Raw genomic sequence first — 15,892 nt, 5'->3', positions numbered from 1 at the left:
CTTTTAGTTTCATATTTTCAACTTTCCAATACCATTATTATACAACTTATAAATTTATGTAAATCCTAGTGTATTTCTATTTTCTTTTTTTATATCCATGGATTTCAATTCAAAGATATTTTACCCACAATTAAGTTTTAGTTAATGATAAAAATATTTAGTAATATATATACAATATTTTTATCATTTCCTTTTAAAATTATTACTTTATCAATAAATTTATTTAATATTAATTATCTTTCTTTTACATATCTATCTTTTATTGATTTAAAATTTTTCACAATCATTTCTTTAAAAAATTCAAAAAAACAATTGCAATTAATGATATAGTTCTATAATTGTATAGAAGTTACAGAGGTGTAAATATAAGAATAATTTAAATTCATATGGAAATCATAATCATATAATAAATTTTAAAAAGGAGAATAATATTATGGTTTTTCCAAATTCATTTCCAAATCAACATCAAAATTTTCAACCAGGCCTTGAATATGAGATGGTACCAAGTCCTATATATGACAGTCCCCTATATAATAAACAAAATGATAGATTAAAAGACAAAGTAGCTATTATTAGTGGAGGTGATAGTGGAATAGGAAGAGCAGTTTCTATTGCTTTTGCAAAATCAGGATGTGACATAAGTATAATCTATTATAATGAAGATGAAGATGCTATGGTCACAAAGAGCAAGATTGAGGATGAAGGTAGAAAATGTATTTTAATTAAAGGTGACATAAGAGAAAGTAAGTTTTGTAAAGAAGCGATAGAATCTACTTTAAAGGAATATAATAAAATAAATATATTAATAAATAATTCAGCAGTACAATACACACAAGATAGCTTAACTGACATAGATGATGAACAATTTGATAAAACTTTTAAGACTAATGTTTATGGTGCATTTTATCTAACAAAGGCTGTTCTGCCTCATTTGAAATGTGGTGACAGTATAATAAATACAACATCTGTTGTTGCATACCATGGACATAAAACATTATTAGACTATTCTATGACTAAAGGGGCATTAACAACATTCACTAGGTCTTTATCTATGCAATTAGCAGCAAAAGGCATAAGAGTTAATGCAATAGCACCAGGACCTATATGGACACCATTGATACCTTCAAGTTTTGATGAGCAAGAGGTTGCAAAATTCGGTAGTAATAGTCCTATGAAAAGAGCAGGTCAGCCAGTAGAATGTTCAGGTGCTTATGTATTCTTAGCAAGTGAGGAGTCATCTTTTATAACAGGTCAAACTATACATATAAATGGTGGAGAAATAGTAAATGGATAGTTATAATTATTTTATAAGTTATTTGGTTTGTAGGTAAATTGAAGGTCTGTTTTTACAAGCTATAAAGTATTCCTATTAAGTAAAAAACAACCGTAACAAATTAGTATATATTTAACTAATTGTTACGGTTGTTTTTTACTTAATATCCTAAATATTCATTTATTAATATAACATGTATTCTTTCTTTATTTCTTTGTTTTTTTATTAATGTATACTCACAACATATTCTATCGCTACTATTGCAATCCATACAATAACCTGTTGATTTACAAGGTGTTTTAGTATCTAATCTTTTCGCATTAGCCGGTGCTGAAAATAATTTATTTCTTTTTATAGCTTCATCAACATCTTTTACTATTTTATTCACACCACAAACTACTATAACTTTATCAGGTCCATAAAGCATAGCTGCTACTCTATTACCATTACCATCCACATTATATAACTCACCATTTTCTGTTATAGCATTAGTACTTGTAAAATATGCATCCGTGAAAAACGATTTTCTATATATATCCTTCATATCATTTGTATTTAACCCTTGTTTATATCTATCTAAAAACTCATATCTATTACTTCTTAAATGGTCTATTACTCCAACTTCAAAAAGAGTTTGAGAACCTCCACATGCTACCAATGAGTTTTTTGAAACTATATCTTTTATTTTTTCTATTAATTCTTCTTTAGAATTAACTAAATATCCATTCATATTATTTTTTTCTAAAGACTCAATAGTTCTTTCTATTCTTTTTTCATTTACCCAATTTAAATTTTTATCCATAATATTCTCTCCCTTATTTATAATTTACATTAATACCGTTGACTTTTATAGTATATCAGAGCATTAACTTCGCATCCTAAAAGCATAATCCAACTGCTTAAATAAAACCAAGTAAGAAGTGCTATTATACCTCCTATACTACCATATATAACCTGATAATTTGAAAAATTATTAGTATAAAATGAAAATACAACTGAAACTAAAACCCATCCAAATATAGATAAAATAGCTCCAGGCATAGCTTCTATTAATGTGATTTTTTTATTTGGTCCATATCTAAATAAAGAACTGACTATCCATATAGTTATAGCTATAACAAAAGAGTATCTAAACAAGTTCCATGTTGGAATAAATAACTTGCTAAGCCCTAAAAACTTAAAAACTAAATATCCTACTTTTTCACCATATAATAAAAATACCATGGACGATACTATTAATACTATCAATTCAACCGTAAAGTAAAATGAAATAATTATTAACTTAAAAAAAGACCTGGTTTCAAGTAAACTATATGACTTGTTTATACCTTTTATAAAAACCCTAACAGCACGAGATGAACTCCATAATGTAAATGCGAAACTCATCACTGTTAAACTTATGCTTTTTTCATTTACTGCTGAATCTATAATCGATTGTATCATTGCAAAAGCAGTTCGAGGAATTAAGTCGTCAAATGAATATAAAAATTTATTTATATGTATCATCGGTATGAATCCTAATAAATTTATCATAAATATCAAAAAAGGAAATATAGAAAGCAGTAAGTAATAGGACATAGCTGCAGCTCTTGAATTTACGTCATTTATATTAATTTGCTTGTATATGACGTTATTTTGAACATTACTTTTTATATTGTTTTTCATATTATTTATAAAATCCCCCACCTTCCATTTTTATTAAATAACATTACAATATATTATATATCAAAAAATAAAAGTATTGCTAGTTAAAACAATACTTTTATTTTTTATTTTATATAATTTTTTAATTTGATTTTAGTTTCTGTATCTGCAAAAGAAGCTTCAACACTATTTAAATATATTTTTTTATAATCAATTTCACTCATATTGAAACCATTCAGTATAATATCATATTCATTACTTAGATTTGTATTTGAAACAGTTCTATTATCTGTATTTAAAGAAACTTTTATATTATCATTATAGAAATCTACTAATGGATAATTCTCTATAGATTTTATAGCTTTAGTTTGCAAATTGCTTGTTGGACACATTTCTAGAGTTATATTTTTCTTCTTTACTATATTATAAGCTTCTTTACAATCTTTTATAAAAATACCATGTCCAATTCTTTCAGCTTTTAATATATCTATAGCCTCTAACACATTCTCACCTATACCTGTCTCACCTGCATGAATAGTAACTCTATATCCATAGCTTCTAGCTAATGCTATAGGCTCCTTAAATTTTTCAGAAAATTTTTCATTTTCACTTGAGCATAGATCTATAGCTACAACTCCATTTCTCAAAAATTCTTTCCCCGCCTCTATAACTTCATAACTACTTTCAACATCCATAGTTCGCATACATGATAATATTAAATTTCCTTTTATATCATACTTTGCTTCTGCTCTTTTTATTCCTCTTAATACACTCTCTATAACTACCTTAGGTGATAATCCCTTATTTATATGCAATAATGGTGCAAATCTTATTTCAATATATACTACATATTCTTTAGCTGCATCTTCCATTAATTCAAATGTTATTCTTTCTAAACTTGCACTATCTTGCATTATAAGTCCTGGCAAATAAAATCTTTTTAAATATTCATCCAGAGATTCACAATCATTTGGAGCTATCATTAATGATTTTATTTTTTCTATGTCTTTAGATGGTAGTTCTATATTATTTTTAGTAGCTAAGTCTATTATAGTATCAGGTCTAACGCTACCATCTAAATGGCAGTGTAATTCTATTTTAGGTAAGTTATTAAATTTCATATATCAATCTCCTTTTTACTTTATATTAAATTATATTTTAAGTATTAAATAATGTGTATAAAACTAAAAAAACCTGATTACAAAGAAAATACATTTAATGTATTTTCTTTGTAATCAGGTTTTTTTGGAACCTGGTAGAAACTCCCAAACCATATCATTGGGATTATACAAAGTTATTTTGTTTTATATTTTAAAATATTATATCATATGAAACAAAATTGTCAATATTATTTCATATGATATTGTTGATTTCATGAAATTTAGGTTTAGTTTTACTAAATAAAACAAAAATTAATATAAACCTAAGATTACAAAGACTAAACTTAATAACAATTAATATAAATTTCATTTAAACTTTTATATAGCTAAAGCTTTGAAAACACTGGGTTTTATATATATTTAAAAATCTAATTAAATTTTATACTAAAAATGGTTGCATTTTTTTTTATTTTTTCGTATAATATTTAGTTTGGTTTTTTGCTGTATACAAATATAACTTTATTATATATAATAGTATTAAATCAAAGAAAAGGAAGGGATATTATGGCCAGGCGGCGATCACTACAACAAATTTTATTAGTATTAATAGGATCATTAATACTATCATTTGGAGTTTACAATTTTAATTATCAAAACAACATTACAGAAGGTGGCGTGTTAGGATTCTTACTACTGCTTAAGAATCTATTCGATATTAAACTCTCATTAGCAAATCTTATTATCGATATAGTACTACTATTAGTAGGCTATAAATTTTTCGGTAAAAAATTTATTAAATACTCTTTAATAGCTACAATAAGTTTTTCTATATTTTTTAGTTTCTTCGAGAGTATAGGTCCAATTATACCTAAGTTTGACAACTTAATACTGGGAAGTATTGTTGCTGGTATATTTGTTGGGTTAGGTTCTGGATTAGTAGTTAGAGCAGGAGGTGCAGCTGGTGGAGATGATGCTTTAGCATTGGTGATTTCTAAGACTACATCTTTAAAGATCGGTAAAATTTATATGATAACAGATTTATTCGTATTAGGATTATCTTTAGTTTATCTATCAATTTCTCAAATAGCTTTATCTTTAATAGCTGTAAGCGTAAGTGGTAAAGTTATAGATTTTGTTTATTCTTATAAAAACAAGGATCTTATAAATGTTTAATATATATAGGCTGTATTAATTATTTAATTAATACAGCCTATAATTGTATATATTCATAAAAAAAACACTATGAATGAGTCCATAGTGTTATCTTTTATTTTCAAAAATAGTCTTTGTTGTATCTAAGTCTTTAGCTATACATCTTTGACTATTTACTCTCTCTAATGCAAGTATTTGTTTTGAAACTCCATTTAATAATATTGATAATTTTTTAAACATATTTAATTTCCCCTTTCGATTTACATACTGTATACAATATACTGTATATCATTTTAGGAAAAAAGTCAAGTTTATTTTCCTAAATAACTCTTTACTCTATTTCTTAAAACTTTAAAATATAAAAAAAGAAACCTATTAACTTAGGTTTCTTTTTTTATATTACACAATAATACTTGTTTAGTATTACAGCTCTTATCGATTCATATTTTATATTATCAGGTAATTGCTTTTTAATATTGCTAACTTTTTCAATACCTTCTTTTTCACATACATTAAGTATCATTTCTTTTTCATCATCAGTATAATATTTTTGTAAATCTATATTATTGTAATCTATTACTTGACCAGCTTTTATCATATCTGTTATATATCCTAATATGGTAGACACTGATACTTCTAATTCTTTAGCTATAGTATCTAAATCTTGATTTTCTCTTATCATATCAATAGCTATTTCTTCATTACTTCTACTATCTCCATCTATTATTACCTTCATTCTTTTTTTGTCTACCCATTGATTAGATATTTTATTTTCATCTATATACGTTAAGACTATATCTAAAATCGAATCCCCATATTTGTCTACTTTTACAGGTCCAAAACCACTTATATCCTTTAATTGATCCTTGTCAGTAGGATATCTTCCACTTATTTCTTTTAATGAATTTTTAGATATTACCATAGATGGCAGAATTTTTTCTTTTTTAGCTAATTCTTGTCTTTTTATATATAATTTTTCATATAAATCATTATTTGTTGTAACCTCTATAAAGTTTAATTCACTAGTATTAGTTTTAGAACTATTTATAGGTTTTATATTATGTTCTTCTACATATCTTAATATAATGCTTTCAAATATATTCCCGTATTTTTCATATTTTATTTCTCCAACTCCCGAGATATTTAACATAGATTCTTTGTTGATAGGATACTTACTAGCCATAACTTTAAGAGTACCATCTCCAAAGATCATATAAGGAGCAACGCCTTCTTCTTTTGCTATATTAAATCTAGTTTGTTTTAGAAGCTCATATAACTCATTAGATACTTCTAGGTTTTTAGATACTTTACTTTCTTTAAATTCTACCTTTATTTCACCTTTTATGACTTTCATAGAATTTTCATTTAGCTTTATAGTAGGATATGTACCATCTATAGAGTCTATAAATCCATGTGATATTAATGTATTTAAAAATGTTTTGAGCTCATCTTGAGAGTAAGTTTTCAGTATTCCATAAGTAGATAAACTGTCGAATCCAAATTGAATGACTTTTTTGTTTTTAGATCCCCTTAATACATCAATAATCATAGTTAATCCAAAACTTCTTTTCATTCTAGCAATACAAGATATAACTTTTTGGGCATCTAATGTTTTATCTATTATTTCACCTGTATCTAAACAGTTACTACAATTTCCACACTTATCTTCAAAAGCTTCTCCAAAATAATTTATAATACTCTTTCTATAACAATCATTACTATATATTAAATCAGACATTTCTCTAAGTTTTTTATATTGTATATTTTTTCTACCTGGATTGTCCGTTCCAACTTCAATTAAATATTTTTGTATATGTAAATCCCCAGGTGTAAATAGTAAAATACATTCACTTTTTTCACCATCTCTACCTGCTCTACCTATTTCTTGGTAATAATTTTCTATACTTTGAGGCATATTATAATGTACTACATATCTTATATTAGGCTTGTCTATACCCATTCCAAAAGCATTAGTAGCAACCATTATACTAATACTATCTTTTATAAACTCTTCTTGATTAGATTTTCTTTCTTCTATTCCAAGGCCGGCATGATATCTTGATACACTATAACCTCTTTTACTTAAACCTTCATATATCTTATCTACTTCTTTTCTTGTAGCAGCATAAATTATACCACTCTCATTTTTATGATTTTCTATGTATTGTAATAAATAAGTATTTTTATTAGAAGACTTTTCTATAGTAATACTTAAGTTTTCTCTATCAAATCCTGTAATAAATAGTTTAGGATTTTTCAATGTTAAAAGATTTATTATATCATCTCTTACTTCAATAGAAGCTGTAGCAGTAAAAGCTGTTATAACAGGTCTAATATCTAAACTATTTATAAAATTAGATATTTTTCTATAACTTACTCTGAAATCATGACCCCATTGAGATACACAGTGAGCCTCATCTATAGCTATTTGACTTATGTCTTTATATCTTATTATATTTGTAAATTCATATGAATCTAGTCTTTCTGGAGCTATATATATAATCTTATATCTATCTTCTTGTATTCCGTTTATAACATTGTTAAATTCATTTGAAGATAGAGAACTATTTATTAAAGTTGCATTTATTCCCATAGCTTTCAATGTATCTACTTGGTCTTTCATAAGAGATATAAGTGGTGATACAACAATTGTTATTCCCTTTAACATAAGTGCTGGTACTTGGTAACATATAGATTTACCTCCACCTGTTGGCATTATAGCAAGAATATCCTCGCCTTTTAAAATTGTATTTATTATATCTTGTTGTCCTTTTCTAAAACTGGTATATCCATAATATTTTCTTAATATATCTAAAGCTTTTATATCCAACTTTTTCTCTCCTAACTATTAAAATATTTTATATTCGACTTAATCGAACTTATGTTCTTGTATGTAATTATTTGTATTTTTTATATTTATATACTTATTTTGGAGGCAAAATAGTTTTAAAAACAAGAAAACTCCTTAAATATGCAAGCATACTCAAGGAGTGTTATATACTATATTATATAGATTATGCTAAAGTAACGTTAGCAGCTTGAGGTCCTCTAGCACCATCAACTATTTCAAAGTTAACAGCTTGACCTTCTTCTAATGATTTAAATCCATCTCTTTGTATAGCTGAGAAATGTACGAAAACGTCATCTCCACCTTCTACAGATATAAATCCAAATCCTTTTTCATTGTTGAACCATTTTACTATTCCTTGTTTCATTATGGAATCCTCCTAAAAATTAAAGCACAATCTTTCAGTACTTCTTTACTATTTATCTTAATAATAGCATATATATTTTTCAAATACAAGCGTTTTACTAAAATAATTGTTTAAAATATTCACTTAATTTGTAATAAGTTTTATCAAATCTTCTTTAGATAACATTTTTATTAAACTTTCATTTTTAAAGTCTTCACTTATAACTTTTTGTATAAGTTCTTTTTTATCTTCTTGTAGTTTTAATATATTTTCTTCTATACTACCTTTTGCAATTAATTTTATAACCTCCACTACATTTTTCTGACCATATCTATGGGCTCTATCTGTAGCTTGATTTTCAATAGCAGGATTCCACCATGGGTCAAAATGAATTACTACATCGGCTGATGTAAGGTTCAGTCCTGTACCTCCTGCTTTTAAAGATATTAAAAATACCTGAATTTCTTCACTTTTATTAAATTTATCTACTAATTCTACTCTTTCTTTTGGATTTGTTCTTCCATCAAGATAGAAGTATTTAATATTTTCTTTTTCAAGTTCAGTTCCTATGTTTTTTAAAACAGATGTAAATTGGGAGAATATAAGCATTTTATGATTATTTTTTATATTTTCATTAACCAATTCATTTAAAACATTAATTTTGCCACTATCCCCATTATAATTTGCTAACTTTATAGATGGATCTAAGCATAGTTGTCTAAGAGTTGTTAAGTAAGAAAGTATAGTTATTTTATCTTTATCAAAATCTGTTTCTTTCATTTTCTCTCTTATATCTTCTACATAAGTTTTATAAACTTTCTTTTGCTCATCTGTCATTTCTACAAAGAACTTCGTTTCTATTTTATCTGGAAGCTGTGATAAAACTTCTTTCTTCATTCTTCTTAACATAAATGGTTGTATTTGTTTTTTTAGATCTCTCATATTATCATGACTTTTCACAAATTTTTCTTGGAATTTACTCTTTGAATATAGATATCCAGGCATAATAAAGTCAAATATAGACCATAATTCTAATAAATTATTTTCTATCGGCGTACCAGTAAGTGCAAACTTTACATTAGCTTTTACCTGTTTTACAGCTTCTGAGTTTTGAGAGTAAGGATTTTTTATATTTTGTGCTTCATCTATTATGCAATAATCAAATACTATATCCTCTAACTCTTTAAAATCATTTTTAAGTATTGTATAAGTTGTAAGTATAACATCTTTGTCTTCAATAGTTTTTAATAGTTCTTTTCTTTCGTTTTTATTACCATGTAAAACTACTACATTTAAATTTGGTGCAAATGTCTCAAATTCATTTTTCCAGTTATATATAAGCGATGTAGGCGCAACCACTATACTTTTCTTGCCTTTTTCAGAAAGTAAAAAAGCTATAGTTTGTATTGTCTTTCCTAGTCCCATTTCATCTGCTAATATTCCACCAAACTTCATATGACTTAAAGTTTTAAACCATTTAAAACCTTGGACTTGATATTCTCTAAGGTTTGCTTTTAAATCTAGTGGTATAGAAACATCCATATCACTTATTGTTTCAAATTTATCTGATACTTCATTTATTTTGTCCATTCCACTTATAAATGTAAATTCATTTTCGTCTATGAAGCTTTTTAAATACATAGAACTAGCACTACCTAAGCTGTAAGATAGCTCATTGTCATCTTCATCTGAAGCTAATTTATTGTTTTCATCAATATTTCTACTTTTAACATCATCTACTAATTCTAAGAATTTAACCATTTTTTCTTCTTCTAAATCTATATAACTTCCATTTCCTAATTTATAATATTTTCTTTTATTTCTTAATGCCCAAAGTATATTTTCTATTTCTTCTTTTTTTATATCATCTATATTAAAGTTAAATTCTAAATAATTTTGTTTATTTAAGTTAAAACTTGCTTTTACATCATTACTTTTATAAACTTTAACTTTTTTTAATTTATCTGAATAATAGATTTCTCCTATTTTTTTCAGTTCATAGATTTCTTCTTTAAAGAATTTATATAGTTCATCCGGAGATAATTTACACATTAATTTGTCTCCGTATCTTTCAAATCCATACGAGCATACTATTTCTTCTATTTCATTTTCTTTTTTAAAATTCCTTATTATATATCCTTTGTTATTATTAGCATCTTCATCTTTATAAACATAATCAATAAAACATGACATACCGTTATTAGATTTATCAAAATAAAATCTTGCATCTAAATTTTTTCTTATTTGCTTTTCTAACTTTTCATCAAGAACTATGCTTTTAGAAGCCCTTTGAAGAACCGGTAATAATCCATTAAATAGTCCATCTGCATCTTGCTTTTTAAAATCTATAATACCATTTTTAGATAAAATATTATGAAATGGTATGTAGTTGTAACACTGTTTATCTGATATAAGATGTATAGTATTGTTAAATAATACTACATCACCTTTATTATTTAAAGTTATGATTTCTTGGCTATTTGAACTTAATGTTAATTTATCCTCAAGTTCATTTATATAAAAAGGTATATCTATATCGTCATTTTGTATAGTGGTTTTATATTCTATATCATCATATGAAAATAATATTTCTTTGTTTTTAAGAGTTAATAAAAATTTCTTTAATCCACTTTCTAATATATTTAAAAATTTTCCATCTACAAGCTTTATATCATTTTTAGATTCTTTGTATACTCTTTGATCTATATTTATATATTCTTCTATTAAGTTAACGATAGATTCATCTTCTTTTGAAAAATAATCTGTTATAGGATTATATTCAAAATCTTTACCATACTTTAGGTTGTTTTTTTCTTTTCTTGCATAAATAAACTCAGGAATACTTTTTAAGACATACATCTTTTCACTACCTATTTTAAATCCAACTTGATAGTATTTACCAATATTGCCTTCTTTTTTATTTATATTTATCTCAAGATTTACTTTTCTATTTTGAGTTAATCTTTCTTTCGCAAGTTTTATAATCTGCTTAGCTGGATCTAATTCTTGTTCTTTTTTCTTTTTATCTAGTTTTTGTTTTTTTATTTGTTTTTGTAACATATCTATATAAAGAAGAAAAGTTGCTACATTATGTTTACATATAAAATTTGCGTTTTCTCCTTCGTTGTTTACAAAGTCCATGCAATTACATTTTGCTTTTATAATTTTTTTCTCTTTTAAATCTATTTCAAGTGCCGTGTAGTGTATTTCATTTGAGAAATCTGCACCTATTATTCCATCAATTGTTAATATTCCATTTTGGATTTGTGGTGTGGCTTGATCTACTATTCCTTTTTTATAGTAAGTGTAACCTCTTGCCCACATAGACTTTTGGGTATTTTCCATTACTATATCTACTAATTCCTTAAGTTGCAACTTTCTCACCTCTCATTTTTTGGACATCTTTTTATTATACCACATTTATCATTTTTGTTTATTAAAAATCACTTTAAAAATTAAAATTAACTTATATAATTAGTTTATTCTTTGAAATATAAATAAGAGCTATTATAAAAAATTCATTTTATAATAGCTCTTATTTATATTTTCATCATATTAATTCATCTGGAGTTGATTTTATAAATTCTAATATTTTTTCAAAAACTTTTTCCTTTTTAGGCCCTAATGTTAAACTATGAGTTGCTCCATCAATCCACATTAACTCTTTATGTTTACTGGCTATTCCATTATATAGAGCATAGGCACTTTCTTTTTTTACTTGCGTATCATTTTTATCTTGTATTATCAGTGTATCTGATTTGATACTTTTTAAACAACTACTAGCAGCTCTTGATGCAAGATGTAGTTGGTAAACTGAATGTATAGGAAAAGTGCTATAATGCAACTTGTATTTGCTATATTCATCATCAATTAAATTACTATTAGTTTTCCATCCCGTATATTTTTTGAAATATTTTAATATTCCGCTATACTTTACCCAGCGATTATTAGGTTTAAGAGCACAGGCCAAACATATAAGTTTATCTACATGATAATTAGAAGCTAACATTAATGCTAAAAGTCCTCCCATGGAATGTCCTATAACTACAACTTGTTCACATTCAAATAAAAGTTCTTCATAGGCTTTTTCTACATCACTATACCAATCTATATAAGATACCTTTAAAAGTTCATCATGATTTGTGCCATGCCCACTTAAAAGTATTGAATGAACTGTATAGCCATTATCATTTAAAACTTTAGCTAATGGATACATTTCAGCAGGAGTACTTGTAAACCCATGTATTAACAAACATCCAATTTCATTTCCGCTTAGCTTATATGATTTTTTTAAATCCATAACACTACATCTCCTCCCCTAATGACTTTATAAATTACACTTAAAATTTAATATCGATTTCCTAATTGATTTAATTATAACATTCATTCTATTTTCTTACAATTTTATACTTACTAACATATTTAGGTTTATTTTTTATATATATTTAGTTTTAATATAAAATTAGACTATATTAAATAATATTTAACATAGTCTAATTTTATCTATTTAATATGCTTTTTTAAAATTTTAGATATAGGAACTCCAATTATAATACCTATAACTATTTGAGTTATGTTTCCTGGTATAGACGACATAGCTTGTATGTAATTTCCATACAATATCATCTCTGTTACAAAATAGCCAAAAATCATCCATACCCCAGATAAAATTATAGCAAATATGTTAGTACTTATATCATTTCCTCTTTTATTATTTGACCAGGAAACTTTACCTATTATATATCCCATTACACCTCTAATAATAAATGTAAATGGTGCCCATATTGCCCATTCTGACAATAAATCAAATAGTCCCATACCAAAAGCCCCAGCACATGCTCCCTTTTTCTTTCCAAATACGATAGATGATATAAATAACATAGTATTCCCTAAATGAACTAATCCTCCATTAGAAGCTATAGGTAATCGTATATTTATAAATCTTGTGGCTACAAATACTAGAGATATAAGCAAAGCAGTTTCTACCAAATCCCTTGTTTTAAATTTTTGATTAATTTTACTTGTCCCCTCCACTTAAATAGTCCCCCTTTTAAATATTAATTGTAATGTTTGTTAAATAAACTAACTAAGCATTCTCTGCTTTGAAAACCTAAAGCTTTTAGGCTTTTATCTAAGACATTTAATATGTATATTATTTTATTTAAATTAGCATTTTCCCCCATATGCCCTATTCTTAATAATTCATCTGCATATTCTCCCAATGAAGTACCTATAACAGTATTGTATTTTTCTAAAATGTGTTTAGTTAGGTTTAATGCCCCTATGTTTTTTGGAATATCTATAGCTGTTACTGTATTTGAGTATCCATCTTCTAAAAATAATTCTAGTCCATACTCTAATAAAGCTTTTCGCGTAGCATTAGCGACTTTTTCATGTCTACAGATTACATTATCAATACCTTCCTCTACAATATTATCTAAAGCTTTATCTAGACTTAAAATGTCACTAATAGGCATTGTATATGGGAAATATTTTTTTTCATAGTAATCATCCCATATTGATAAATTACAGTAAAATCCAATCACATTGCTTTTTCTATTTTTTATAACAGATTTAGCATCATCACTGATAGCAACAATGGTTAATCCGGGTTGAGCTGATATTGCTTTTTGTGATCCTCCAAGTGCTATATCTATTTTCCATTCATCTACTAAAATTCTTTCACCTACCATGGCTGCAACAGAATCTACCACAGTAAGTATGTTGTATTTTTTTAACAGTGGACATATTTTACTTAAATCATTTAATACTCCTGTAGGTGTATCACAGTGTACTATCGTTGCATATTTAAAATTGTGATCTCTTTCTAAAAAATCACTTAAAGAGTTTATATCTATATCTTTTTTATGGGATTGGCTAAAAAGCACAGCTTCTCCCCCATACATTGTTACAAAATCTTCAAATCCTTTTCCAAATACCCCATTATCTATAACTAAAACCCTATCACCTTTTTCTGTTAAAGATGCACATGCTGCTTCAAGTCCTAAAATACCTTCTCCACTCAGTATGTATACACTATTTTGAGTATTTATTATTTTCCCCATCTTATCACAAGTATTTTTGTAAAACTCTACAAATTCTATATCTACATCTGGATTTGTAGTACTTTTAGCTCTAGCTTGTCGTACATTTTCTCTAACATTGCTAGGTCCTGGCATATAAGTAATTTTGTTGTTCATAATACTCACTCCCTTTTAAAATAATTTACACCTTGATTGTATATTATTTTTTATTATAATGATACAATTTTAAATTATTTAATAGTTGTATCCATACAATTTCATTGTATTTATTTTGCACAAAAAAAATAGATGTATCCTCATACACCTATTTTTAGGGTTAATGTTTGTTTTTAGGGTTGTAATATTAATCATTTGGGAGGTATTTATCCTATATCTAAATATTACTAGTTACTTGTGAATTTTGTATGAAATTAATATGAAAAATATTGAAATTTATATAATCTTACTTTTAATATTTAGTATGGCAATGTAGATTTATATATATTGAATTTACAATTATCAGTTATTTCTTTGCCATCTGCTACTAAATATTTGTCTATATCTCTTACTCTAACTATGTCTCCATTGAGTGTTTTTATTATTATTGTATATTTTTCTATAGCTTCCCATTCAAATCTAGTAGCATCCTCTATATTTATAATATCTGCAACTAGGGTTTTATCATCCGCTATCCTTATATAATATCCCTTAATAGTTTTTATAACTGCACTTCCATCTAAAAATTGTAAAATAGTAAATTCTTCATTATAAGTTTGATTAAATTCTGTAGCTGATAAATAAGATCCTCCACCATCTATAGCTGTTACAAATTTTTGTTCTGATAAAGATATTATAACCATATTATCATTTACAATTTTAGTAACCTCTTTAATTTTAAAAGACGTTTTTTCATTTTGTGATTTCGAATCTGAAATTAACTCTCCATCTTTTTTTACTTCTACATAATTCCCATTTTGATCTCTTAGCGCTATTTCTTTTGAATTTATAAATATTATGCTAAATATAGATGCACTAAGTTTATCTACAGCTGTTGCAGCTAATGTGTTGCTTTTATTATTTACCTCTACATAGTATCCATCTTGAGTTTGAATTATCACCGTTTCATCTCCATTATCAACTAATATAAATCGATCTGATAATTCGACAGTATCTTTTATTGCTACCAACTTATTATTTTCCCCATATACAGATACATACTTATTATTGTAATTAGATTTTATAGTAACTAATTTTTGCTTTTCTTCACTTAAATCTCTTAATATTTTTTCATAAGTATCTTTTTTTATTATTCCTTTTTTATATAAATCATTGAAATAAATTAAGCGTGTGTTATTTTTTTTCATACATATCCCCCCTATATAAATATATAAATTGACCATATTTTAATATATGTTACAAACTTTAATTTTATATTATGTCCAAGTAATAAAAATCAGTAGTAATAAAAACAACCCAAATTTTTATTTTGGGTTGTTTTTATTACTA

The 15,892-nt window shown here is 25.9% G+C and carries 13 protein-coding genes and 1 riboswitch; of the genes, 2 read left to right on the top strand and 11 right to left on the bottom strand.

Features of this window, described 5'->3' with window-relative positions; all coding sequences use genetic code 11:
- Positions 1-433 precede the first annotated feature (433 nt).
- Positions 434-1,294, top strand: a complete 861-nt coding sequence (locus tag ACRCYC_RS10790; RefSeq protein WP_438619142.1) for an SDR family oxidoreductase — start codon at positions 434-436, stop codon at positions 1,292-1,294.
- 139 nt (positions 1,295-1,433) lie between these two features.
- Here the strand turns inward: ACRCYC_RS10790 and ACRCYC_RS10785 are convergent, their stop codons facing one another.
- The 3 genes from ACRCYC_RS10785 to add all read right to left on the bottom strand — a co-directional run bounded on the left by ACRCYC_RS10785 (position 1,434) and on the right by add (position 4,038).
- Positions 1,434-2,075 (bottom strand): lactate utilization protein, encoded by a 642-nt coding sequence (locus tag ACRCYC_RS10785; RefSeq protein ID WP_438619141.1) that lies wholly within the window; start codon positions 2,073-2,075, stop codon positions 1,434-1,436.
- Between the two features lie 29 nt (positions 2,076-2,104).
- Positions 2,105-2,938 (bottom strand): YihY/virulence factor BrkB family protein, encoded by an 834-nt coding sequence (locus ACRCYC_RS10780; RefSeq protein ID WP_438619140.1) that lies wholly within the window; start codon positions 2,936-2,938, stop codon positions 2,105-2,107.
- 104 nt (positions 2,939-3,042) lie between these two features.
- The gene (gene add, locus ACRCYC_RS10775) at positions 3,043-4,038 is read right to left on the bottom strand and encodes an adenosine deaminase (RefSeq protein ID WP_438619139.1); all 996 of its coding nucleotides are present in this window, start codon (positions 4,036-4,038) and stop codon (positions 3,043-3,045) included.
- Between the two features lie 91 nt (positions 4,039-4,129).
- Positions 4,130-4,229, bottom strand: a riboswitch (purine riboswitch).
- Between the two features lie 352 nt (positions 4,230-4,581).
- Between add and ACRCYC_RS10770 the strand changes: the two genes are divergently transcribed.
- Positions 4,582-5,190, top strand: coding sequence for a YitT family protein (locus ACRCYC_RS10770; RefSeq protein WP_438619138.1), 609 nt, complete (start codon positions 4,582-4,584; stop codon positions 5,188-5,190).
- Between the two features lie 87 nt (positions 5,191-5,277).
- On the opposite strand, the gene ACRCYC_RS10765 is transcribed toward ACRCYC_RS10770, so the two are convergent.
- The 8 genes from ACRCYC_RS10765 to ACRCYC_RS10730 all read right to left on the bottom strand — a co-directional run bounded on the left by ACRCYC_RS10765 (position 5,278) and on the right by ACRCYC_RS10730 (position 15,750).
- On the bottom strand, positions 5,278-5,409 hold the full coding sequence (locus ACRCYC_RS10765) for a hypothetical protein (RefSeq protein ID WP_438619137.1): 132 nt from the start codon (positions 5,407-5,409) through the stop codon (positions 5,278-5,280).
- A gap of 154 nt (positions 5,410-5,563) precedes the next feature.
- Positions 5,564-7,999, bottom strand: a complete 2,436-nt coding sequence (recQ, locus tag ACRCYC_RS10760; protein WP_438619136.1) for a DNA helicase RecQ — start codon at positions 7,997-7,999, stop codon at positions 5,564-5,566.
- A gap of 184 nt (positions 8,000-8,183) precedes the next feature.
- The gene (locus tag ACRCYC_RS10755; RefSeq protein ID WP_438619135.1) at positions 8,184-8,384 is read right to left on the bottom strand and encodes a cold-shock protein; all 201 of its coding nucleotides are present in this window, start codon (positions 8,382-8,384) and stop codon (positions 8,184-8,186) included.
- A 123-nt stretch (positions 8,385-8,507) separates the two neighbouring features.
- Positions 8,508-11,738: an SNF2-related protein gene (locus tag ACRCYC_RS10750; RefSeq protein WP_438619134.1), complete on the bottom strand. Its 3,231-nt coding sequence runs from the start codon at positions 11,736-11,738 to the stop codon at positions 8,508-8,510.
- Between the two features lie 175 nt (positions 11,739-11,913).
- A complete protein-coding gene (locus ACRCYC_RS10745; protein ID WP_438619133.1) occupies positions 11,914-12,663 on the bottom strand; it encodes an alpha/beta hydrolase in 750 nt (249 codons plus the stop codon).
- 203 nt (positions 12,664-12,866) lie between these two features.
- Positions 12,867-13,397 carry an ECF transporter S component gene (locus tag ACRCYC_RS10740; protein WP_438619132.1) on the bottom strand — a complete coding sequence of 177 codons (531 nt, stop codon included), beginning with the start codon at positions 13,395-13,397 and terminating at the stop codon, positions 12,867-12,869.
- Between the two features lie 23 nt (positions 13,398-13,420).
- Complete coding sequence (locus tag ACRCYC_RS10735) at positions 13,421-14,563, bottom strand: pyridoxal-phosphate-dependent aminotransferase family protein (protein ID WP_438619131.1); 1,143 nt, start codon at positions 14,561-14,563, stop codon at positions 13,421-13,423.
- 299 nt (positions 14,564-14,862) lie between these two features.
- Positions 14,863-15,750, bottom strand: coding sequence for a fascin domain-containing protein (locus ACRCYC_RS10730; protein ID WP_438619130.1), 888 nt, complete (start codon positions 15,748-15,750; stop codon positions 14,863-14,865).
- Positions 15,751-15,892 lie beyond the last annotated feature (142 nt).

Source organism: Paraclostridium sp., assembly GCF_051657365.1.
In the GTDB taxonomy this organism is placed as follows: Bacteria; Bacillota; Clostridia; order Peptostreptococcales; family Peptostreptococcaceae; genus Paraclostridium.
The sequence above is the reverse complement of the archived record's forward strand: the minus strand, read 5'-3'. Positions and strand labels throughout refer to the sequence as shown.